Raw genomic sequence first — 21,694 nt, 5'->3', positions numbered from 1 at the left:
AGTTTAGGCGTAGTAATGAATTCCTACCTTGCTTTCACGCAAGGGTAACCTGTTGACGCATTGGGAAATTTCCGCGACACGCGGGATTTCTTTTCAGGAAATGTCGTGAACGTCGCTTATTCGTCGCGAAGCTCCTGGTAGCGCTGTTCCAGCTCCTGGCGAATCTGTCGGCGTTGCTGGGCCTGGGCGAAGCGACGTTTCTCGTCCTTGGTCTGTGGGTCGAGTTGTGGCACCTCGATCGGCTTGCGGTCGTCGTCCAGCGCCACCATGGTGAAGAAGCAGCTGTTGGTGTGGCGCACGGATTTCTCGCGGATGTTCTCGGTGACCACTTTCACGCCGATCTCCATGGAGGTGCGGCCGGTGTAGTTCACCGAGGCAAGGAAGGTGACCAGTTCGCCGACGTGGATCGGCTGGCGGAAGATCACCTGGTCCACCGACAGTGTCACCACGTAGTAGCCGGCATAGCGGCTGGCGCAGGCGTAGGCGACCTCGTCGAGGTACTTGAGCAGGGTGCCTCCGTGGACATTGCCGGAGAAGTTGGCCATGTCGGGGGTCATCAGGACGGTCATGCTGAGCTGGTGGTTGCCAGGTTCCATGGAATTCTCTTCGGAATCATCTTGGGAAAAGGAAAGGGCCTCACTCTGGACAACCGGAGTGCGGCTGGCGACACAGTTTTTTCTATATCCCTGATTGGCCAGCGGCGCCAGTGGACCCTTCGCCAGCGGTGCATCCGCCGTTCGATCAACGCTTCGAACGAAAACGGGCGACCCCTGGTCGCCCGTTCGTTTGTTGGCCGGTTCAGCGCCCGGCGGAAAGGCCGAAGTCGATGGCCAGGTCCGCGCCGGTGATGGCCTCGGATTCCGGCTTGCACAGGTACCAGACCAGTTCGGCGACTTCCTCGGGACGGATGAAGCGCGCCACCTTGCCCTGTGGATAATCCTTCAGCAGGGCTCGCTTGTAGCCGTCCGGATTGCCCTGCCCGTAGCGCTCGGCCTGGTAGTCGAGCATCGGCGTGGCAATGTCGGCCGGGGAGATGGCGTTGACTCGGACTTTCTGCTCGGCCAGTTCCAGCGCCAGGGTGCGGGTCAGCATGGTCAGCGCCGCCTTGCTTGCGCAGTAGGCCGCCGAGCCGCGATAGGCCTGGCGGCCGGAATCGCTGGAGATGTTGACGATGCAGCCGTGGTTTTCCTTGAGGTACGGCGTGGCGGCCTGGCACATGTAGAACGCGGCCTTGAGGTTCACGCCCATGACCAGGTCGAAGTCGTCCTCGTTGAAGTCTTCTACCGGGCCTTCGCGCCAGACACCGGCGGCGTTCACCAGGGCGTCGAGGCGACCGGTGCGGGCGAGAATGTCGGAGACCAGGCTGTGGCAGTTGTCGGAGCGTCGCAGGTCGGCAACGGCGCTGGCGTCCAGCGGGACCTGGGCATTGAGGGCATGCAGGCCGGCTTTGTCCACGTCGGTGGCGGCGATGCGCCAGTGGCTTTGGGCGAAACGTTTGGCGATGGCTTTTCCGAGGCCACCGGCGGCGCCGGTGATCAGTACGACAGGAGTGCTCATTGTCTACGGGTTCTCCCTGCCTGAGAGGGAACGGCGGCCGGCAGGCAGACCGGCGGCGCCGCTTTGACCACGGAAACGCTCAGCCGCGCCCCGTGGAACTACTGACCAAGAAAAGACCAGAATCTTCACTCTGGCAGGGTAAATTTTTCGTAAGTCTTTTGCGTGTCGGCGGGTGAGCGGATCGGAGGCATCGAGGGTTGCTGTCCCTGTGGGAGCGAGCTTGCTCGCGAACGCATCAGCGTTGGAGCTTGTTCGCGAGCAAGCTCGCTCCTACAAGAGCCGTTTCGTCTTTGCCGATACGGCCTGCGATCACGCGTGGTGCAGGTACCAGCGCCAGTCCTGCTCGCCGACTTCGCCCATGAACTGGCGGAACTCTTCCCACTTGATCGCCAGGAACACCTTGAGGAACTCCTCGCCCAGTGCTTCGCGCGCCCAGGTGGAAGACTCCAGCGCGCGCAGCGCAGTGAGCCAGTCGGTGGGGAGGAACTCGGTGGCCTGCTCGTAGCCGTTGCCGACGATGGGCGCGCCCGGATCGATCTGCTCGCGGATGCCTTCGTGGATGGCCGCGAGGATCGCCGCCGCGGCGAGGTACGGGTTGGCGTCGGCGCCGCAGATGCGGTGCTCGATGTGCCGGCTCTTGGCCGGGCCGCCGGGCACGCGGAACGACACGGTGCGGTTGTTCACGCCCCAGCTCTTGGCCAGTGGCGCGTAGCTGTTGGCCTGGAAGCGGCGGAAGGAGTTGGCGTTGGGGCAGAAGATCGCCAGGGAGTCCAGCAGACGCGCCATCATGCCGCCGATGGAGTGGCGCAGCAGCGGGGTGCCGTGAATGTCTTCGCTGGCGTAGAGGTTGTTGCCCTCGGCATCCGCCAGGCTGACGTGCAGGTGCATGCCGGAGCCCGCGCGGTCGCCGAACGGCTTGGCCATGAAGCAGGCCTGCAGCCCGTGCTTGTTCGCCACGCCCTTCACCAGGCGCTTGTAGCGCACGCCTTCGTCGATGGCCTGCATGACGTCGAAGCGGTGCTCCAGGGTCAGCTCGACCTGGCCCGGCGCGTATTCGGAAATCGCCGTGCGTACCGGCAGGCCCTGGACTTCGCAGGCGGCGTAGAGGTCGTCGAGGAACGGCTGCAGCTGCTCCAGCTCATAGACGCCATAGACCTGCGGCGCCTCAGGGCGGATGCCGTTCATCTGCACCGCCGGCTGCGGGCGGCCATTGGCGTCGCGCTGCTTGTCCAGCAGGTAGAACTCCAGCTCCACCGCCATCACCGGGTGGAAGCCTTCGGCTTTCAGCCGGTCGACCACGCGGCTCAGCGCCTGGCGCGGGTCGGCGGGTGTGGCGGGCAGGCCCTGGGTCGGGTGCATGCTGACCTGCAACTGGCCGGTGGGGCTGGCGCGCCAGGGTTGCAGGGTCAGGCTGCCGGGCAGCGGGTAGGTCCAGCAATCGGCGTCGGCCACTTCCCAGACCAGCCCGGTGCCTTCGACGTCTTCGCCCTGCACGGTCAGCGCGAGGATCGAGCTGGGCAGCGGACGGCCGTTGTCGTAGATCGCCAGCAGCTCGTCGCGGTGCAGCAGCTTGCCGCGCGGGATGCCGTTGGAGTCGATGATGAACAGTTCGATGCTGCGCACGTCCGGGTGGGCGGCGAGGAAGGCTTCGGCTTCCTGACGATCGGCGAATTGCATGGTGGTCCTCGGTGGCGCGGGGCGCCGTAATCTCTTTACTGCGAGAGCGGAGTTTGTCCGCGATTCGTTTCGCCAGCGCTAGGGTTTCACGTAGGGCGCATAACGCGTCAGCGTTATCCGCCAACACAACGGACGGCGGATAACCTGTTCCAGGTTATCCGCCCTACGGTTCTATGCGCTTAGGCCCCGCGTGCGCCGGGAATCGCCAGCAGCTCGGTGATGCCGGCATCCAGCGTCGCGATCAGGCGATCCACGTCTTCGGCGGTGGTGTCCGGACAGCACAGCGTCATGTTGTGGAACGGCGTGATCAGGATGCCGCGGTTGATCAGGTACAGGTGCAGTGCCATCTGCAGCTCGTCATGGAAGGCTGCTTCAGCCTCGGCGCCGGTGCGCGGGGAGACGGGGCAGAACTGGAACTCGCTGCGCGCGCCCAGCTCGGTCACCGACCACTTCAGGTCGTGCTTGGCGATCAGCCGGCGGAAGCCGTCGGCCAGGCGCTTGGCCAGCGGCAGCATGTGGTCGTAGGCCGCCTGGGTCATGACCTGCTCCAGGTTGGCGCGCATGCAGTGCATGGCCAGGGCGTTGGCCGAGAGCGTGGTGCCCATACCGCTGTGGCCGTGCCCGTGGCTGTCTTCCTGGGCACTCTTGCGCGAGGCGGCCATGCGCTCGGCCATCTCTGCGCTGCAACCGAAGATGCCGCAGGGCACGCCACCCGCGATCGGCTTGCCGACCACGAAGAAGTCCGGCTCAAGGTTCCACAGCTGGGTGCAGCCACCGATATTGGTGGAGATGGTGTGGGTTTCGTCGATGATCAGCAGCGCGCCGTACTTACGCGTCAGCTCGCGGCACTTCTGCATGAAGCCCGGATCGGGCAGGACCATGCCGATGTTGGTCATCGCCGGCTCGCACAGCAGGGCGCAGACGTCGCCCTGGGCCAGCGCGGCTTCCAGCGCCTCGACGTCGTTGAAGGGGATGGAGCGGCTGTGCTGGGTCAGGTCATAGGCCTGGCCGACCAGGCCGGAGCGGTGCACGGTCTCGCCATCGCGGTAGCGCACCATCACGTCGTCGACGGTGCCGTGGTAGCAGCCGTCGAACACCAGCAGGGTCTTGCGCTTGGTCACCGCGCGAGCCCAGCGCAGCACGTAGCGGTTGGAGTCGGTGGCGGTGGCAGTCACCTGCCAGTAAGGCAGGCCGAAGCGCGCGGCGAGCAGTTCGCCGCAGACCACGGCATCTTCGCCGGGGAGCATGGTGGTCAGGCCGCGGGCGCCTTGTTCGGCGAGCGCGCGGGCGATCGGCGCCGGCGAATGGCCGAACATGCTGCCGGTGTCGCCCAGGCAGAAGTCCACGTAGTCATGGCCATCCACGTCGTAGAAACGGGCGCCCTGGGCGCGTTCGACGAACAGCGAGCAGGGCGTGGACCAGTCGGCCATCCAGTGCATCGGCACACCGGCGTACAGCGACTGGTGCGCACGCTTGGCGAGGGCGACGGACTTGGGATTCTGTTCCAGGAAGCGCTGGCGCTCGCGGGCGGTGAAGAGATCCACGGCCTGTTGGGCGATTCCGCTGGCGGTCATGTTGCACACCTCGTTTGTTATTTCGCACATCTTCCATTTGTGATCACAAAAATGTCAATACAGCGGATCAACTGCCTGATAATCTGCCCTGTAACGAATTCTGTGATCACAGAACGAGAAGATGCCCATGAAAGATGTCACGAATGAGTCCGCTTGGGCCGGCCAGGTTGCCCTGGTCAGCGGCGCCGGCAGCGAGTCCGGCATCGGTTTCGCCAGCGCCCGCCGGTTGGCGCGCAATGGCGTGAAACTGCTGCTGACGGCCAGCAGCGAGCGCGTCCTGCAGCGGGCGAACGAGCTGCGCGCCGAGGGCTTCGAGGCCCGCGCGCTGCTCGCCGACCTGACCAACGAGAACGACGTTCGGGCCCTGGCCGAATGGGCCCAGGAGCAATGGGGAAGGGTAGACGTGCTGGTGAACAACGCCGGCATGGCCATGCAGGGCAGCCCGGAACCTTTCGCCGAACTGGCCGCGATGGACCTCGCGACCTGGAACCTGTCGCTGGCGCGCAACCTGACCAGCGCCTTCCTGCTCACCCGCGCGCTGCTGCCGGGGATGCTCGAGCGCGGCTACGGGCGCATCGTCAATGTCAGCTCTACCACCGGCGTTCGCGCCAGCAATCCAGGCGAGTCCGCCTACAGTGCGGCGAAGGCCGGAATGCTCGGCATGAGCATGGGCCTGGCGCTGGAAGTCGCGCGTCGCGGGGTGACGGTGAACAGCGTGGCGCCGGGCTGGATCGCCACCGGCTCCAGCAGCGAAGAAGAAATACAGGCCGGACGGCGCACGCCGCTCGGCCGTTCCGGGCGACCGGAGGAGGTGGCGGCCGCCATCGCCTTCCTGGCCTCGCCCGAAGCCAGCTACATCACCGGCGAAGTGCTGGTGGTGGATGGCGGCAACTGTCTGATCGAGAACAAGGGATAAGCAAGATGAAGCACGACTGCAGCCTGACCTTCGCCCAACTGCCGGCACCGCCGGCCGGCCGGGAGTGATTCACGATGGCCGACAACCTTCAGGAACAGCTGTACCAGAACCTGCGCCAGGCCCTGCTGAGCGGGCGCTTCCAGCCCGGCGAGCGGCTCAAGATCCGCGACCTGGCCGATGAGTGGGGCACCAGCCCGATGCCGGTTCGCGCCGCCCTGCAACGCCTGGTGGCCGAGGGCGCGCTGGAAGGCGAGCCGCAGCGATCGCTACGGGTGCCGGTGATGACCCGCGAGCGCTACCTGCAGATCCTGCAGGTGCGGCAATCCCTGGAGGGACTGGCGGTGGAGGACGCAGCCAGGCACCTGAAGCCCGCCGACATGGCGGTGCTGCGCGATTGCACCGAACGCATGGAAACCGCGCTGAACGCCCGCGATGTCCACGGCTACCTGGAAGCCAACAGCCTGTTCCACCTGACGCTCTACCGTGCCTGCGGCAACCCCACGCTGCTGCGCATGATCGAGGCGCTGTGGCTGCAGGTCGGGCCCTTCTTCAACCGGTTGTTCACCGAGGCCGACCTGTCGCTGCGCCTGAACGACTTCCACGAAGACACCCTGCAGGCGCTGGAGCGAGGCGATGGCACGGGCGCGCGCAAAGCCATCGAACAGGACCTGGGCTACTGCGGCCAGTACCTGCTCAACCTGCTGGAGCTGGAAAGCGGGGGAAGGCTCGGGGCGCGCTAGGGCGCCCTTCACGGGGTCTTGATGAAGCGGACGTTGTCCTTCTTGATCAGGATCGTCTCGCCGTTGAGCTGTTCGAATTCGTAGTAGTCATTGTATTTGTCGTAGTCGGAGTGATCCTTCACCAGGATTTCGCTGCCGTCCTGCAGCGTCACCACGGCCTTGTCGGCGCATCCGGCGAGGCCGAGCAGCAACAGGCAGGTGAACAAGGCTTTCAACTTCATAGTTTCTCCACGGGGCATCGTACCCGCCCGGGCAGCAAGGGCTGGAGGTACGCTGGGTTGCCTGTGTGACCATGGAAGTTTCAGGAAATTCCGACACCGGGCTTCAAGTATCCAGCCATACGTCGCGTGCCCAGGTCCAGACGGAGTCCCAGGTTTCCTCGGTGAGCTCGCCGTCGGCCCAGAGGATCACCTCGCCGTCCTCGGCAACCGCGTAGTAGTCGTCACCATCGGCGCAGAGCGGGATCAGCTCGCGCGGCAGGCCACTGGCCCAGGCTACGGCGGCCACTTCCGGCAGGTAGGTATGGGACTGCGGATCGGTCACGGTGACCGGCTCCAGGCGGCCGTAGATCACGTCGCTGACCTGCAGGAGGAATTCGCGGAATTCCGACGGAATGCCGATCAGCAGCTCTTCCTCGATCTCCACCAGCAGTTCTTCGTCCGGCAACTCCAGCGGGACCGGCACCGGCTCGTTCACTTCACGCAACTTCTCGATCACATCTTCCACAGGCGGGGCCTCTCTACATTCGACGGTTGGCGCGCTTTATACAGTAGTAGCCGGCCATCCGCGCAAGACCACTGCGTGGGCGTCGTCCGGACGAGCGGCGGGCCCGAGGGAAGTGCTGTACTGCGCCGCCGAGGTGGGCGACGGAAACGAAAAAGCCCGGCAATCGCCGGGCTTTTTCTTCACGCGCAGGATCAGTTCTGGCGGATGCCAGCGACCAGCCAGGGCTGGTTCTCGCCCTGGGCACGCTCCATGCGCCAGCTTTCGCTGAAGGGCTCGCCCTGGTCAAAGCGCGAGGACTTCGACACGCCGCTGAAGGTCAGGGTGGCGATGGTCTTCTCGGCCTGGTCGTCCACGCCCTCGAGTTGCACGTCGAGGTTGTCGATGTAGGTGGACTGGTAGCCGTCGCCCAGGTCAGCGCGTTCCTGCTTGAGGAACTGCAGCATCTGCGGGGTGACGAACTCGGCGATCTTGTCCATCTCGTTGGCGTCCCAGTGCTGCTGCAGGGACATGAAGTGCTCGCGGGCGGCGCCGACGAAACGGGTCTCGTCGAACCAGCTCGGTGCGTTGATCACCGGGCGGCTGTCCATCACCGGGCGCGAGGCACCGCCGAAGATCGACGGCGGAGCGGCCGGCATTTCACGCTGCATCGGCGCATGACCACCGGCCATGGCGGGCTGGTTGCCCTGCTGCTGGCGGCGACGGGAGGCGATGAAGCGGAAGGCGATGAACGCGATCAGCGCGATGATCAGGATGTCGAGGAATTGCATGCCCTGGAAGCCGTCGCCCATGAACATGGAGGCGAGCAGGCCACCGGCGGCGAGGCCGGCCAGCGGGCCGAGCCAGCGCGAAGCGCCGCTCTTGGCAGCCGCGCCGGCAGCGCCAGCGGCGGCACCGGTTGCAGCCGGGCCTGCGGCGGCGGGGGAATTCGGGGTGGCGGCGGGTTGCGCCTGGCGGGTCTGGTGGCTCGGCGCCGAGCCCATGCTCTTGCCGCCACCGAAACGCTTGGCGGCGTTGACGTCGAGGCTGAGCGTCACGGCGACACAGAAGGCCATGGCAAGGCTGAGAAAGCGCTTCATCGTTGTCATTCTCTTGGTTGGTATACGACGCACGTCATGTTGCAGGCGGCGCTGCATGAGGGCCAGCCAGATTTTGTTTCGTGCTGTTGCCCACAGGTTGCGGGCCGATCCTTGATATGGGGGCGATTGAATCCCTTTCCAAATCAGTCTGTTACTGATTTTTTCAGAGCCGCCTGTCGGAGGACTCGGATGGTAGGCTTCGCTGAGCGAGGCCGTCAGCCGCGCGATCCCCTGACCCCACGCCGCGAGGACCGCCGACCATGCATGCCATCGACTTCATCCAGGACCTCGCGGTGATCATGCTGATCGCCGGTTTCGTCACCATCCTCTGCCATCGCTTCAAGCAGCCGGTGGTGCTGGGCTACATCATTGCCGGGGTGATCATCGGTCCGCACACCCCGCCGTTCGCCCTGGTGCACGACGAGGAAACGATCAAGACCCTCGCCGAGCTGGGGGTGATCTTCCTGATGTTCTGCCTGGGGCTGGAGTTCTCCCTGCGCAAGCTGTTCCAGGTCGGCGCCACGGCGTTCATCGCCGCGTTCCTGGAAATCACCCTGATGATCTGGGCCGGCTTCGAGATCGGCCGCCTGTTCGACTGGAGCACCATGGACTCGCTGTTCCTCGGCGCAATCCTGGCGATGTCCTCCACCACCATCATCATCAAGGTCCTGGGCGACCTGAAGATGAAGAACGAGCGCTTCGCCCAGCTGATCTTCGGCGTGCTGATCATCGAGGACATCCTCGGCATCGGCATCATCGCGCTATTTTCCGGCATCGCCGTGAGCGGCACGGTGGAGGCCGACCAGGTGTTCTCCACGGTCGGCAAGCTCAGCCTGTTCATGGTCGTCGCGCTGGTCGTCGGTATCCTGCTGGTGCCGCGCCTGCTGGCCTACGTGGCGAAATTCGAAAGCAACGAGATGTTGCTGGTGACGGTGCTGGGGTTGTGCTTCGGCTTCTGCCTGCTGGTGGTGAAGCTGGAGTACAGCATGATCCTGGGCGCCTTCCTGATCGGCGCGATCATGGCTGAGTCGCGTCAGCTGATCCAGATCGAACGCCTGATGGAGCCGGTGCGCGACATGTTCAGCGCGATCTTCTTCGTCGCCATCGGCCTGACCATCGACCCCAAGGTCCTGGTGGACTACGCCGCGCCGATCCTGGTGATCACCTTCGTGGTCGTGGCCGGCAAGCTGATTTCCTGTGGCGCTGGCGCCTTCATCGCCGGTAACGACGGGCGCACTTCGATGCGCGTGGGCATGGGCCTTTCGCAGATCGGAGAGTTCTCCTTCATCATCGCGGCGCTGGGCATGAGCCTGGGTGTGACCAGCGACTTCCTCTACCCGGTGGTGGTTGGTGTGTCGGCCATCACCACCCTGCTGACGCCCTACCTGATCCGTTCCGCCGACCCGCTGGCGCTGTACCTGGGTCGCAGCCTGCCTTCGCCCATGGTGCGGGTGTTCAGCCTGTACGGTGAGTGGCTGCGCAGCATCAAGCCGCGCGGCGACAAGGCGATCCTCGCCGGGATGATCCGGCGCATCCTGCTGCAGGTCGGGGTCAACCTCACCCTGGTGATCGCGATCTTCTTCGCCCTGGCGTTCTTCGCCGGCCAGATCGGCCAATGGCTGGCGCAGTTCGTCGAGCCCGAAGCGCTGCACAAGGCGCTGATCTGGGGCGCTGCACTGCTGCTCTCGCTGCCGTTCCTGATCGCGGCCTACCGCAAGCTCAAGGCGCTGGCGATGCTGCTGGCGGAGATGGGAGTGAAGGCGGAGAGCGCCGGACGCCACACGGCCCGCGTGCGCCGGGTGATTTCCGAGCTGATCCCGCTGCTGTCGCTGGGCGGCATGATGTTGCTGCTGGCGGCGCTCAGTTCGAGCATCCTGCCGCCGGGCGAGCTATTGGTGGTGGTGGCGCTGATCGCCGCGCTGGTGATCGCGGTGTTCTGGCGCTGGTTCATCCGCGTGCATTCGCGGATGCAGGTGGCGCTGATCGAGACTTTCGAGCAGAACGGCGGCGGGCATCACTGAGCCCGCCGGCTTTTACTGCTGGACTTCGAGCGTTTGCTGAGCGGCCTTGCGCTCTCGTTCGGCCTTGTGCATTTCACGTACCGCCTGGCGAACAGTCTCGTGGTAGCCGCTGATCACGGTTTCTGCATCGCTGCAGATGATCGATTTGCCCCGCTCGATCCAGAGTACCCGCTGACAGAGTTCGCGGATCGCCTCCATGCTGTGGGATACCAGGATCACGGTCTTGCCCTGTTTGATCTTGGCGCGCATGGCCGCGTGGGATTTCTCGCGGAAGGTCTGGTCGCCCACGCCCAGTACTTCATCGATCAGGAGGATATCCGGATCGGCGTGGATCGCCACGGCGAAGCCCAGGCGGGCGCGCATCCCCGTGGAGTAGGTGCCTACCGGGCGCTCGAAGAAGTCGCCCAGATCGCTGAATTCGCGGATGTCATCCATCTGCCTGCGGATGTCAGCACGCTTCATGCCTAGCAGCAGACCGCTGATAACAACGTTGTCGCGGCCGGAAAGCTCCGGCTTGAAGCCCACGTTGAGGGCCAGCAGGCTGGCACTCAACGGCTTGCTGCGGCGCAACACCCCGCGATCGGGGTCGACGATGCCGGCGATCATGCGCAACAGCGTGCTCTTGCCGGCACCGTTGTTGCCGATCACGCCCAGGGTTTCGCCTTCGTAGAGCTCGAAGCTGACGTTCTGCAGGGCCCAGAAGGATTCATAGCGCAGCATGCCAACCCGCTGCCGGTAGGACAGGCCGACGTGTTCGGCCTGGAGAATCAGATCACCGGACATGTCTCACCTCAGAACAGCAGCTTGGGATACTTGCGCTCGTTGCGGTGGAGGATCCACAACGCGGCAGCCAGCAGGGGTACAGCGACGGCCAGCACATAGAACTGTTCGCCCCAGGACGGCCACTGGTTGTGCAGCAGCACATCGCGGAAGGCGGTGATCATCACGGTCATCGGATTGAGATTCAGGAACGGCGCCATGGAGGCAGGAATCTCGTGGATGCTGAAGAACACGCCGGACATGAACATCATCAGCATCAGGAAGTTGTCCACCACCTGGCGCAGGTCCGGCACGAAGGGCAGCACGGAGGCCAGCAGGAAGCCGAAGCCGATGATGAACAGCAACTGATTGAGGATCAGCACCGGCAGTGCGAGCCATTCCAGCGACGGGCGGTATCCGGACAGCAGCAAGGAGAGGATCAGCAAGGTCAGGATGATCAGGAACTTGAAGGTGTTGCTGAGTATCGGGATGAGCGCGAACACGTACTTGGGCACATCGATCTGCTGGATCAGGCCGGCGTTGCTCTGGATGGCATTACTGGCCTGGCGCACCGAGCCGTCGAACCACTTCCAGGCCACCATGCCGCTGAGCAGCAGCGGGACATAGCCTGGGCGGCTGTGGCCCAGGGCCAGGCCAAAGACAATGTAGAAGGCACCCATGTACATCACGGGTTCGAGGATCCACCAGAGGAATCCCAGGAAGCGCCGCGCCACTTCGGTGCGCAGGTCGCTGTAGACGCCGAATAGAATGATGTCCCTGTGCTTCATGTCGTTCTTGTTGGATTGAAAAGGGTGGGGTATTTAAACACAATGCGCCGCAGCAAGCCTGTGTGCCAATTACGGCGCATTCTGTGCGGATCATCGCCCAAACATAAGAAAAAGAGCTGGTATGCGCCTATTTGATGTCTTGTTCGGCTCCTCCCGGAAAGCCGCTCCCGCCCAGGAAGACCTGGTCCTCATGGTTGTCGGCATGCACCGCAGCGGCACCAGTTTCCTCACCGGCTCCCTGCAGGAGGCCGGCCTGGAGCTGGGCAAGCACAGTACATGGAACCCTCACAATCTCAAGGGCAACCGCGAGAACACCGATATCGTTGCCTTCCATGACGCGATGCTCGCCGAGCGTGGCGCGGCGTGGGACAACCCGCCCGCCGTGGCGCCGCATTGGACGCCGGCCGAGTACGCCGCGGCCCGCGAGCTGATCGGTGGTTACGATGGCGTGAAGCGCTGGGGGTTCAAGGATCCGCGCGCGCTCCTGGCCGTCGAAGGCTGGCAGGAACTGATTCCCAACCTGCGTTTCGTCGGCATCTTCCGCCACCCTTCGGCCGTTGCCGATTCCCTCCAGGCCCGTGGCGGCATGCCGCGTGAACAGGCGCTAGGCCTGTGGAAGGCCTATAACAGCCGCCTCCTCGAACTGCATGGTCGGGTGAAGTTCCCGGTACTCTGCTTCGACCAGGACGAGGACAGCCTGCACCGGCAGCTGGATGAGGTGCTGCGCAGATTCGGCCTCGAGCCGCCGGCTACGGAGCGGTTCTTCAGCTCCGAACTCAAACATCATCGGCACGGCGACGAGAAACTCGCGCCCGAGCTGGATGCCCTGTACCAGGCTCTCAAAGCCATCGCTGATTGACCCGGGGGTTGTGTCATGCCCATCTTTCGTCGCGCGCCGCGCCTGAGCGTCGTGGTCATCGTCTACAAGATGCCCGAGCAGGCCGACAAGACGCTGTATTCGCTCAGCCCTGCCTATCAGCATGGTGTGAACGAGCGAGACTATGAAGTCATCGTCGTCGAAAACCATTCCGACAGTTTGCTGGGCCGTGAGCGCGCCACCCAGCATGCGGGCAACGTGCGGTACTTCCACCGCAATGAAACAGAGCGTACGCCGGTCCATGCGATCAACTTCGGAGCCTCCCAGGCCCGAGGCAGCCACATCGCCATCATGATCGACGGCGCGCGCATGCTCTCTCCCGGTGTCCTGCGCCATGCACTGGACGCCTTCCGTCTCGACGCCGAGGCGGCCGTCTCCGTGCCCGGCTATCACATCGGTCACAAGCTGCAGCAGGTAGCGGTGAACGAGGGCTACAACGAGGATGCCGAGCAGGTCCTGCTGCACGGCATCGAGTGGCCGAGCAACGGCTATCGGCTGTTCGACATCGCGGTGCTCAGTGGCTCCTGCCAGGGTGGCTTCTTCCAGGCCAACTACGAGAGCAACTTCATCGGCATGTCGATGCGCAAGTGGAAGGCGCTGGGCGGGGTGAACCCGCGCTACAACGACTTCGGCGGCGGCAACGCCAACCTGGATCTCTACAAGCGCTTGCTGGAGTACCCGAATACGCCGTTCTATCTGCTCTACAGCGAAGGGTCGTTCCACCAGTTCCATGGTGGCGTGACCACCGGCACCCTGCGCGAGGAGCGCGAGCGGGTCTACAAGCTGCTCGATGAACAGGACAAGCAGATTCGCGGAGACAACCGCACACCACCCAGCGTGCGGCCGATTTTGCTCGGTTCGGCGCATCCGCACATTTTCCGTTTCCTCAATCATTCGCTGAGTCGGGTGCAGGCTGTATGACTGCGTACCACGAGAAGCGTCCGCTGCTGTCGATCATCGTCATTGCCTATGACATGCCGCGCCAGGCGCTCAACACTTTGATCAGCCTGGCGCCTGACTACCAGCAGGGCGTCGATGCCGACGATTATGAAGTCATCCTGGTGGAGAACCGCTCCAAGCGAAACATGGATGCGGAGGCCATCGGCCGGCTGCCCGGCAATTTCCGTTACTTCCTGCGTGACGAAGCAGGCGTATCGCCCGCGCCGGCGATCAACTTCGGTTTCGCCCAGGCGCGTGGGCGCTTCATCGGTCTGATGATCGATGGTGCCCGATTGGTGACGCCTGGCGTAGTGAAGTACGCGCTGATGGCCTTCCGTATGACGCCCGATGCCATGGTAGTGGTGCCTGGTTACCATCTGGGGGAGAACGAGCAGCAGTTTCACCTGACCCACGGCTATTCCGAAGAGGCCGAGCAGCAACTGCTGGCGGATATCGGCTGGCCAGAGTCGGCCAATGGCTATCGGTTGTTCGATATTTCCTGCTGGAGCGGTGCCAACCCGAACGGCTATTTCCACCCTTTCATGGAAAGCAACTGCCTGTTCATCAATGCCCAGGTGTTCCGCGATATCGGCCGTGCCGACGAGCGTTTCGACATGCCTGGCGGCGGTGCGCTGAACCTTTATCTCTATCGCAAGGCTGCCATGCACCCACGTACGCAGTCGGTGATGTTGGTCGGAGAAGGTTCATTCCACCAGTTGCATGGCGGCGTCACCACTTCCGAGGTCGATGGACGCGAGGATCTGCTCAAGCGTCAGAGCGATCAGCTCTGCGCGCTGCTGGGGGAGCCCTTCCGCTCGCCGACCGTGGAGCCTATTCTGCTTGGCCAGGCCAAGGCGCCCAGCCTGCGTTATCTCGAACGCTCCGTGCAGCGCGGTATGGATCGCGTGCGCCGCTGCGCCGGGCGCCAGGAAGACCCGTTCGCCGACCAGGCCCTCAAGCCCGAATTTCGCCTCGCCCCGGTGCAGACACCGGTGCGGATCATTGCTTCCCGTCCCCCAGTTTCCGGAGAAGGCCAGATCATGAAGACCCTCTACATGCCCCCGTCGATCAAGCATTTCGAGCCGCTGCACATGGTCTTCAGCACTTGGGTCGATCACTTGCCGTTCGGCTACGACCTGGTCACCGCGCTGCGCCCCAAGATGCTCGTTGAACTGGGCACGCACAAGGGACTGTCCTACTTCACCTTCTGCCAGGCGATGAAGGAGAACGATATCGATGGTGTCTGCTACGCCGTGGATACCTTTGAGGGCGATGCGCACACCGACAAATACGACGAGTCGGTGTTCAACGCAGTCAACAACCATAATCGCCAGCACTACCATGGCTTCTCGTACCTGATGCGGATGTTCTTCGAGGACGCGCTCAAGCACTTCGACGACGACAGCATCGAGTTGCTGCACATCGATGGTTTCCATACCTACGAGGCAGTGAGCGCCGATTTCGCCAACTGGTATCCGAAGGTGAAGCCGGGCGGCATCATCCTGTTCCATGACGTCATGGCCCGCCTGCAGGACTTCGGCGCCTGGAAGTTCTGGGACGAGACCCGTGGCCAGCACGAGACCTTCACCTTCAACCACGGCTTCGGCCTGGGAGTGCTGCGCAAGCCCGGCGGTGATCGCAGCAATGACCATCCGCTACTCAAGCTGCTGTTCGAGGATGCCAAGGCCGACGACGGCGCGGGGCTGCGTTCGTTCTATGTGCATGCCAGCAAGCACCTGGAGAACACTCGCAAGCTCAAGCGCCTGACGCAGGGCCAGCCGCAGCAGCAACCGGCCAGCTGAGTCGTGAGTGACGCCAGCGACGTCCGAGCGGGGCTGCGTCAGCCGGCCAGTTACCTGCCCGAACTGGAGTCACTGCGCGGCTGGGCGATCCTGCTGGTAGTGGGTTTTCACTATTTCGGCATCCTCGGCCTGGCCGAACGCTCGGACAATCCGATGTGGATGACTCTGCTGGGTGGCGGCAACACCGGCGTCACGTTGTTCTTCGTGCTCAGTGGTTTCCTGCTGTCGCGGCCCTTCCTGCAGGGGTTGCGTGATGGTCAGCAGGTGAGCATCCAGCGCTTTTACACTGCACGCTTCTTCCGCATCGTGCCGCTGTATTACGCCGCAGTACTGCTGGCCTGGGTGATGACGCAGAAGACGGTCACCTTCAAGGCCCTGCTATTCATTCCCATTGGATTCCAGGCCTTCCCGTTCAGCGTGCCCTGGTGGTCGCTGTGCACCGAAATCCAGTTCTACCTGGTGCTGCCCTGGGTGATGTGGCTGCTGCGCTTTGCCGCCGGGCGCTGGCTGGTGACGGCTGCGCTGCTGGCATGGGGCGTGGCGCATGTCTGGCTGTTCCATTCACCGGGCTGGTTGGCGCCAACGAATTTTTGGGAAAACTCATTGTTCGGCCGCTTCGGCGCGTTTCTCGCAGGAGCGGCGTGTGCGGGGTTCAGTCTGAGCCGAAGCTACGCCTGGCTGCGCGAGCGTGCACTCGTCTGCTTCCTGTTGCTGATCGGTTGTCTGTTGGGGTTGGGGCGCCTATGGCTGTGGTTCTCCCTGAGTGGGGAGCGCAATGCCCTGCAGGCCCTGCCGATGTACCACAATATCGAGTCGCTGCTCTGGGGGGGAGCGATGCTCGGGCTGCTGGCGTTGAGCTGGCGGATAAAGGCGCTGCTGGCCAACCCGCTGCTGGATCACTTCGGGCGAATCTCCTACTCGCTCTACCTGATCCATGTCCCGGTACAGTTCTACTGCCTTTTCCCTCTGAAGGCCGCGGGAATGACGCTGGAAGCGAATGCCGACGCCTACCTGATGCGGATCGCTTTTAGCCTGTTACTGTCGTGGGGTCTGGCCTGGCTGAGCTATCGCCTGGTGGAGTTGCCCTTCCTGCGCCTGAAGGCACACCTGGCGACCTACTCGCGGCGCGCTCCCTGGGCGCGCCGCGCAGCTGACGCCTGAGGCCGTTCAGGCCGGGACGTCGCGCCAGTGGGTGGCGTAACCGGGCTGTGCTTCGCCTTCCGGGCGACCGTTGGTGTAGTAGTACAGCGCCAGGGAGCGGCGGTAGACGCCATCGGGGCAGGTGAGAGGGTGTGGATGGCCGTGGAACGAGCTGGACGTGGTGCTGAATACCACGCAGCGGTTCGCGATCGGCAGCACGCGACGGGGTGGTCCGGCCATCTCCGGGTCCCACAGTTCGAGTTGGCCACCGTAGCTCTCGGGCCACTCCTCGTTGAGGTAGATCAGCACGTTGATCCGACGGTCCAGGCCGAAGTCGCGGTGGGTGGCGAAGTCGGTATGCACCTTGAGGAAGCCGCCGCGGGCAATCTGGTGAATCCCGGCACCGCGCAGGTTGGGGTCGGGAATCAGGTTGGCGATACCGGTCAGTTGCGCGAGATAGTCGAGGAAGGCGTGGGAGTTGAGCTCCCAGAACAGCTGGCGGTAGGTCGGCGGCATGCGCAGCGGGTCGCGGATGTTGCGCTTGTCCTTCTGCACGTACTCGCCGCTGGCCTTGTCGGTGTGCGTTGCGTTGTTCCACAGCGGGTCGTTCTGGTCGTGCGGATATTCCTCCAGCAGCCGGGCGAAGGTCGACGGGGGCAGAAAATCATCGATGACGATATGCGGGAAGGGGGCATTGCCGGCATAGTTCGGTGCCTGATCGGCCACCCTGGCCATCAGGGCGGGATAGTCCAGCAGCAGTCCATGGGACGGAGCGTTGGCCTCGCCGTTGTTCTTGGCGGTGAAAAGGTTCTTAAGCATTTTTCGGGAATTCACTGAATGTTGTTCTTTTCCACGCGAGCGACAGCTGCGCTCACGACCCGACTAGCCATTGCCTGGCTGATTCTGCTTGCCATGGTCCCTGTGAGCAATGCTCAGGATCAACACGCGAAACCGAATATCCTGTTCATCCTGACCGATGACCTGGGCGTCAACGACATCGGCGTCTGGGGCGATGGCAAGGCGCCAACGCCGACTCTGGATCAGCTGAGCAATCAGGCGTTGCGTTTCCGCCAGCACTATACCGACAGCACCTGCTCGGTCAGCCGGGCTGCGCTGATCACTGGCCGAGCGCCGGTCAGCATCGGTTTCGAGCCTAACGGACTGGGACTGTCGCCGGACCTGCAGACCCTGCCAGAATCCTTGAAAGGCCTGGGCTACAGTACCCATCACATTGGCAAGTGGCACGTCGGTGAGGCCATCGAGTACCTGCAGATCCGTCCCAACCACCATGGTTTCGATGACTGGTTCGGCATGCTCAACCACTTCGTGCTGCACGGACCGGACAAGGACGGCAAGCTGGTGAACGGGCCGCCGACCTTCATCAACCCCTGGTTGGAGACCGACGATGGTCCGCCGGTGCAGTATCAGGGGCACCTGGACGACATCCTTACCGACCGCGCCATCGACCTGATCGGCAAGGGTCGGCAAGGTGGCAAGCCCTGGTTCATCAACCTCTGGCTGTTCTCGCCGCACCACCCGTTCCAGCCTTCGGAGACTTTCCGCAGCCAGTTTCCCGATACCGACGAGGGCCGTTACCTTGCGGTGCTGAAACAGCTGGACCACAACGTCGCCCGGCTGCTCGACAGCCTGCGCACCAGCGGCCAGCTGGACAACACACTGGTGGTCTTCACCAGCGACAACGGCAGTCCGAACCTGGCCCGCGACAGCAATTGGCCGCTGGCCGGGACCAAGATGACCTACCTCGAAGGCGGCGTGCGCACGCCGCTGCTGGTGCTCTGGCCCGGCCACCGAGGCAACGCCGACGTGACCGGCATCAGCCACATCACCGATCTCTATCCCACCCTGGTCGGCATGGCCGGCGGCAAGGCACCGGCCGGGCTGACCGGGCGTGACCTGTCCGGCTACATTGCCAAGGGCCAGCCATTGCCCAGGGTCGATGCGCTCTACTGGGCGGCGGATGTCATGACCTGGGGCATGACCTACGGCGGCCACCTGACTGGCCGCGGCCTGTTCTACCGGCCCACGCTGGGCAAGCTGGAGAGCCACCCGGTCACCGGCCCGCTGGGGGTGAGCGCGACCAAGGCCGAAGCCTTCGAGGCGATAGGTCGGGATGAAGCCCTGAGCCTGTTGCGCGCGTGGGAGCAGAAATACCGGCCCATCCCGCTGACCTGGCATCCCGCCGCCGGCAAGAAGCCGGCCTTCCTCAGCGGCCGCGACTACCAGCGCGCGCCGGTCCACGGCGCCTACAGCCTGGGGCTGGGTTTGGGCAAGGCACGAGTCGATGGCGCGCGGCAGGTCCTGGTTGAGCAGGAAGGGCTATGGGGCATGGCCATCGACAACGGGCGTGTGGAAGTGTGGCGTGGCCCGCTGCGCCTGCAGAGTGAGCCTGTGGCGCTGGAGGACCAGTGCAATGCTCTGGTGGCCAGCTTCAACGTGAAGCCCTATTCGAAATTTCCCTTCCCGGGGCCGGAAAAGGGCGCCCTGACGGTTTACCTCAACGGCAAGGTCATCCTGCAATCCCAGGAGCCGATGCCGCGGCCGGAAACCGCCGAGCCGCTGGCGCACCCGACCTACATCGGTGCTTCAGCCAGCGGAGGGGATCGTTTCGCCGGCAGGATCGCCAAGCCGCTGCTGGTGGACAAGTTCATGCTGCCGCAGCTCGATGGCTACGGCCTGGACGACATGCAGGCGACGATCTGCCCGGCCAGCACCGCCGCTCGCTGACGGGACTGGAGGCTTAGATGGCCTCCAGCTTCGCGTAACCCATCATCAGCCACTTGCTGCCCTCGCTGTCGAAGTTCACCTGCACCCGTGCCTGGGCGCCGGAGCCTTCGAAGTTGAGGATCACGCCGTCGCCGAACAGCGGGTGGCGCACGGACTGGCCGAGGCTGAACGGGGTGTCCGGCACGCTGGCGCCGCTGAACAGGTTGCCGCTGCGCTGGTTGCCCGAGAGCGGGCGGCTCACCGAGTTGGACAGGCGCACTTCCTGGATCAGGCTCGGTGGGATTTCCCGAACGAAGCGCGACACCTTGTTGTAGGTCTCGCTGCCGTACAGGCGGCGGGTTTCCGCGTAGGTCATGACCAGACGGTGCATGGCGCGGGTGATGCCGACGTAGGCCAGGCGGCGTTCTTCCTCAAGACGGCCGGGTTCTTCCAGGCTCATCTTGTGCGGGAACAGGCCTTCCTCCACGCCGGCGAGGAACACCAGCGGGAACTCCAGGCCCTTGGCGCTGTGCAGCGTCATCAGCTGCACGCTGTCCTCGAAGGCGTCGGCCTGGGTATCGCCGGACTCCAGCGCGGTGTGGTCGAGGAAGGCCACCAGCGGCGGGGTGTCCTCGTCGTCCGGGGTCTCGAAGGCGCGGGCGGCGCTGACCAGTTCTTCCAGGTTTTCCACCCGGGCCTGGCCTTTCTCGCCCTTCTCTTCCTTGTGGTAGGTGATCAGGCCGGACTGCTCGATGACGATCTGGGTCATCTGGTGCAGCGGCAGGCCTTCGACCTTCACCGCGAGCAGGTCGACGGTTTCCAGGAAGCCGTTGAGCGCAGTGGCGGCGCGGCCGGCCACGGCCTTGGCGGCGATCACGTCGTTGATCGCGCGCCACATGGAGGTACCGTTCAGGCGCGCGGCGCTGCGGATCGCCTCGACGGTCTTCTCGCCGATGCCGCGCGGCGGCACGTTGATCACCCGCTCCAGCGCCGCGTCGTCGTCACGCAGGCGGATCAGGCGCAGGTAGGCCAGGGCGTTCTTGATCTCGGCGCGCTCGAAGAAGCGCTGGCCGCCGTAGATGCGGTAGGGGATCTTCTCGCGCAGCAGCGCCTCTTCCAATACGCGGGACTGGGCGTTGGAGCGGTAGAGGATGGCGATTTCGCTGCGCTTCAGACCGTCCTTGCGCAGGGCATCCTCGATGGTCTCGACGATGTAGCGCGCCTCGTCGTGCTCGTTGAAGCCGGAGTACAGGGTGATCGGGTCGCCATCGACGCCGTCGGTCCACAGTTCCTTGCCCAGGCGCCCGCTGTTGTTGGCGATCAGCGCGTTGGCGGCCTTGAGGATGGTGCCGGTGGAGCGGTAGTTCTGCTCCAGGCGGATATCCTCGGTGCCGGCGAAGTCATCGCCGAACTGCTGGATGTTCTCGATCTTCGCGCCGCGCCAGCCGTAGATCGACTGGTCGTCGTCGCCCACCACCATCAGGCTCTCGCCGCCCTTGCCGAGGAAGCGCAGCCAGGCGTATTGCACGGCGTTGGTGTCCTGGAACTCGTCCACCAGGATGTGGCGGAAGCGTCGCTGGTAGTGTTCCAGCAGGCTCGGACGGTCGCGCCAGAGGTCCAGCGAGCGCAGCAGCAGTTCGGCGAAGTCGACGACGCCGGCACGGGCGCAGGCTTCTTCGTAGGCCTGGTAGACGCTGACCATGGTCGCCAGGTACAGATCGCCGCCGGCCTGGATGTTCTGCGGGCGGTTGCCCTCGTCCTTCTGGCCGTTGATGAACCACTGCGCCTGGCGCGGCGGCCAGCGCTGCTCGTCGAGGCCCAGCTCGCGCACCACGCGCTTGACCAGGCGCAGCTGGTCGTCGCTGTCGAGGATCTGGAAGTTCTCCGGCAAACCGGCTTCCTGCCAGTGCGCACGCAGCAGGCGGTGCGCCAGGCCGTGGAAGGTGCCGACCCACATGCCGGCCGGGTTGATCCCCAGCAGCTGCTCGATCCGCGCGCGCATCTCGGCGGCGGCCTTGTTGGTGAAGGTCACGGCCAGGATGCTGTGCGGCGAGGCGTTCTCGACCTGGATCAGCCAGGCGATACGGTGTACCAGCACGCGGGTCTTGCCGGACCCGGCACCAGCGAGCACGCGCTGGCGCCCCAGCGGCGCGGCCACGGCCTGGCGCTGCGGGTCATTGAGGGAGTTGAGCAGGTAGGAGATGTCATCGTTCATGGGGCGGCATTCTACCGACGGGCGGTTTTCCCCGGCAAACCCGCCCGCCGTCCGGCGTCTTCCCGACGAAAGTTGGGCGGGCACGGAGCCAATTGCCATCATCCTGCTTGGGTGGGGCTACCTCCTCGGGTATGCTCCGCCGACGCCTAGGCCTGAAACCTAC

The 21,694-nt window shown here is 64.3% G+C and carries 19 protein-coding genes; 8 read left to right on the top strand and 11 right to left on the bottom strand.

The window, feature by feature from the left end; genetic code table 11:
- Window positions 1-116 precede the first annotated feature (116 nt).
- From ACKI1H_RS04460 to ACKI1H_RS04445, 4 genes are all read right to left on the bottom strand, one after another.
- A complete protein-coding gene (locus tag ACKI1H_RS04460; protein WP_138523323.1) occupies window positions 117-596 on the bottom strand; it encodes an acyl-CoA thioesterase in 480 nt (159 codons plus the stop codon).
- Window positions 597-798: 202 nt separating this feature from the next.
- Window positions 799-1,557, bottom strand: coding sequence for an SDR family NAD(P)-dependent oxidoreductase (locus tag ACKI1H_RS04455; RefSeq protein ID WP_138523321.1), 759 nt, complete (start codon window positions 1,555-1,557; stop codon window positions 799-801).
- A 309-nt stretch (window positions 1,558-1,866) separates the two neighbouring features.
- Window positions 1,867-3,234, bottom strand: a complete 1,368-nt coding sequence (locus tag ACKI1H_RS04450; protein ID WP_440467753.1) for a glutamine synthetase family protein — start codon at window positions 3,232-3,234, stop codon at window positions 1,867-1,869.
- 179 nt (window positions 3,235-3,413) lie between these two features.
- Window positions 3,414-4,808 (bottom strand): aspartate aminotransferase family protein, encoded by a 1,395-nt coding sequence (locus tag ACKI1H_RS04445; RefSeq protein ID WP_440467752.1) that lies wholly within the window; start codon window positions 4,806-4,808, stop codon window positions 3,414-3,416.
- Between the two features lie 127 nt (window positions 4,809-4,935).
- Between ACKI1H_RS04445 and ACKI1H_RS04440 the strand changes: the two genes are divergently transcribed.
- Together ACKI1H_RS04440 and ACKI1H_RS04435 are read left to right on the top strand one after the other, a co-directional pair.
- Window positions 4,936-5,724, top strand: coding sequence for an SDR family NAD(P)-dependent oxidoreductase (locus ACKI1H_RS04440; RefSeq protein WP_440467751.1), 789 nt, complete (start codon window positions 4,936-4,938; stop codon window positions 5,722-5,724).
- A 74-nt stretch (window positions 5,725-5,798) separates the two neighbouring features.
- The gene (locus ACKI1H_RS04435; protein WP_440467750.1) at window positions 5,799-6,464 is read left to right on the top strand and encodes a GntR family transcriptional regulator; all 666 of its coding nucleotides are present in this window, start codon (window positions 5,799-5,801) and stop codon (window positions 6,462-6,464) included.
- Between the two features lie 8 nt (window positions 6,465-6,472).
- Here the strand turns inward: ACKI1H_RS04435 and ACKI1H_RS04430 are convergent, their stop codons facing one another.
- The 3 genes from ACKI1H_RS04430 to ACKI1H_RS04420 form a co-directional block, all read right to left on the bottom strand.
- Entirely contained in the window at window positions 6,473-6,685 is a 213-nt protein-coding gene (locus ACKI1H_RS04430; RefSeq protein WP_017521498.1) for a YgdI/YgdR family lipoprotein, read from the bottom strand.
- Between the two features lie 103 nt (window positions 6,686-6,788).
- Window positions 6,789-7,190, bottom strand: a complete 402-nt coding sequence (locus tag ACKI1H_RS04425; RefSeq protein WP_138523311.1) for an SMI1/KNR4 family protein — start codon at window positions 7,188-7,190, stop codon at window positions 6,789-6,791.
- 191 nt (window positions 7,191-7,381) lie between these two features.
- On the bottom strand, window positions 7,382-8,266 hold the full coding sequence (locus ACKI1H_RS04420; protein ID WP_138523309.1) for a Tim44 domain-containing protein: 885 nt from the start codon (window positions 8,264-8,266) through the stop codon (window positions 7,382-7,384).
- A 260-nt stretch (window positions 8,267-8,526) separates the two neighbouring features.
- On the opposite strand from ACKI1H_RS04420, the gene ACKI1H_RS04415 reads away from it, so the two are divergent.
- On the top strand, window positions 8,527-10,287 hold the full coding sequence (locus ACKI1H_RS04415; RefSeq protein ID WP_138523307.1) for a cation:proton antiporter: 1,761 nt from the start codon (window positions 8,527-8,529) through the stop codon (window positions 10,285-10,287).
- A gap of 12 nt (window positions 10,288-10,299) precedes the next feature.
- Here ACKI1H_RS04415 and ACKI1H_RS04410 read toward each other — a convergent pair whose 3' ends face one another.
- Together ACKI1H_RS04410 and ACKI1H_RS04405 are read right to left on the bottom strand one after the other, a co-directional pair.
- On the bottom strand, window positions 10,300-11,070 hold the full coding sequence (locus tag ACKI1H_RS04410) for an ABC transporter ATP-binding protein (protein WP_440467749.1): 771 nt from the start codon (window positions 11,068-11,070) through the stop codon (window positions 10,300-10,302).
- 8 nt (window positions 11,071-11,078) lie between these two features.
- Window positions 11,079-11,834, bottom strand: coding sequence for an ABC transporter permease (locus tag ACKI1H_RS04405; protein WP_171049487.1), 756 nt, complete (start codon window positions 11,832-11,834; stop codon window positions 11,079-11,081).
- Window positions 11,835-11,955: 121 nt separating this feature from the next.
- Between ACKI1H_RS04405 and ACKI1H_RS04400 the strand changes: the two genes are divergently transcribed.
- The 4 genes from ACKI1H_RS04400 to ACKI1H_RS04385 are packed head-to-tail and all read left to right on the top strand — an operon-like array spanning window position 11,956 to window position 16,613.
- On the top strand, window positions 11,956-12,693 hold the full coding sequence (locus tag ACKI1H_RS04400; RefSeq protein ID WP_246084878.1) for a sulfotransferase family protein: 738 nt from the start codon (window positions 11,956-11,958) through the stop codon (window positions 12,691-12,693).
- A gap of 15 nt (window positions 12,694-12,708) precedes the next feature.
- Window positions 12,709-13,632 (top strand): glycosyltransferase family 2 protein, encoded by a 924-nt coding sequence (locus tag ACKI1H_RS04395; protein WP_440467748.1) that lies wholly within the window; start codon window positions 12,709-12,711, stop codon window positions 13,630-13,632.
- Window positions 13,629-15,452 carry a class I SAM-dependent methyltransferase gene (locus ACKI1H_RS04390; protein ID WP_440467747.1) on the top strand — a complete coding sequence of 608 codons (1,824 nt, stop codon included), beginning with the start codon at window positions 13,629-13,631 and terminating at the stop codon, window positions 15,450-15,452. The genes ACKI1H_RS04395 and ACKI1H_RS04390 overlap by 4 nt, the downstream gene beginning before the upstream one ends.
- 3 nt (window positions 15,453-15,455) lie before the next feature.
- Window positions 15,456-16,613: an acyltransferase family protein gene (locus ACKI1H_RS04385; RefSeq protein WP_440467746.1), complete on the top strand. Its 1,158-nt coding sequence runs from the start codon at window positions 15,456-15,458 to the stop codon at window positions 16,611-16,613.
- 6 nt (window positions 16,614-16,619) lie between these two features.
- On the opposite strand, the gene ACKI1H_RS04380 is transcribed toward ACKI1H_RS04385, so the two are convergent.
- Window positions 16,620-17,411 (bottom strand): 2OG-Fe(II) oxygenase, encoded by a 792-nt coding sequence (locus ACKI1H_RS04380; protein WP_218939113.1) that lies wholly within the window; start codon window positions 17,409-17,411, stop codon window positions 16,620-16,622.
- An 18-nt stretch (window positions 17,412-17,429) separates the two neighbouring features.
- Here ACKI1H_RS04380 and ACKI1H_RS04375 point away from each other — a divergent pair, with 18 nt between their 5' ends.
- Window positions 17,430-19,337 (top strand): sulfatase family protein, encoded by a 1,908-nt coding sequence (locus tag ACKI1H_RS04375; protein WP_440467745.1) that lies wholly within the window; start codon window positions 17,430-17,432, stop codon window positions 19,335-19,337.
- Window positions 19,338-19,350: 13 nt separating this feature from the next.
- Here ACKI1H_RS04375 and uvrD read toward each other — a convergent pair whose 3' ends face one another.
- Window positions 19,351-21,531, bottom strand: coding sequence for a DNA helicase II (uvrD, locus tag ACKI1H_RS04370; RefSeq protein WP_440467744.1), 2,181 nt, complete (start codon window positions 21,529-21,531; stop codon window positions 19,351-19,353).
- Window positions 21,532-21,694 lie beyond the last annotated feature (163 nt).

Origin of the sequence: Pseudomonas sp. YH-1 (assembly GCF_051990045.1) — a bacterium.
GTDB lineage: Bacteria > Pseudomonadota > Gammaproteobacteria > Pseudomonadales > Pseudomonadaceae > Pseudomonas > Pseudomonas nicosulfuronedens.
Note: the sequence above shows the minus strand (reverse complement) of the source record. Positions and strands in the feature narration are given on the sequence as shown.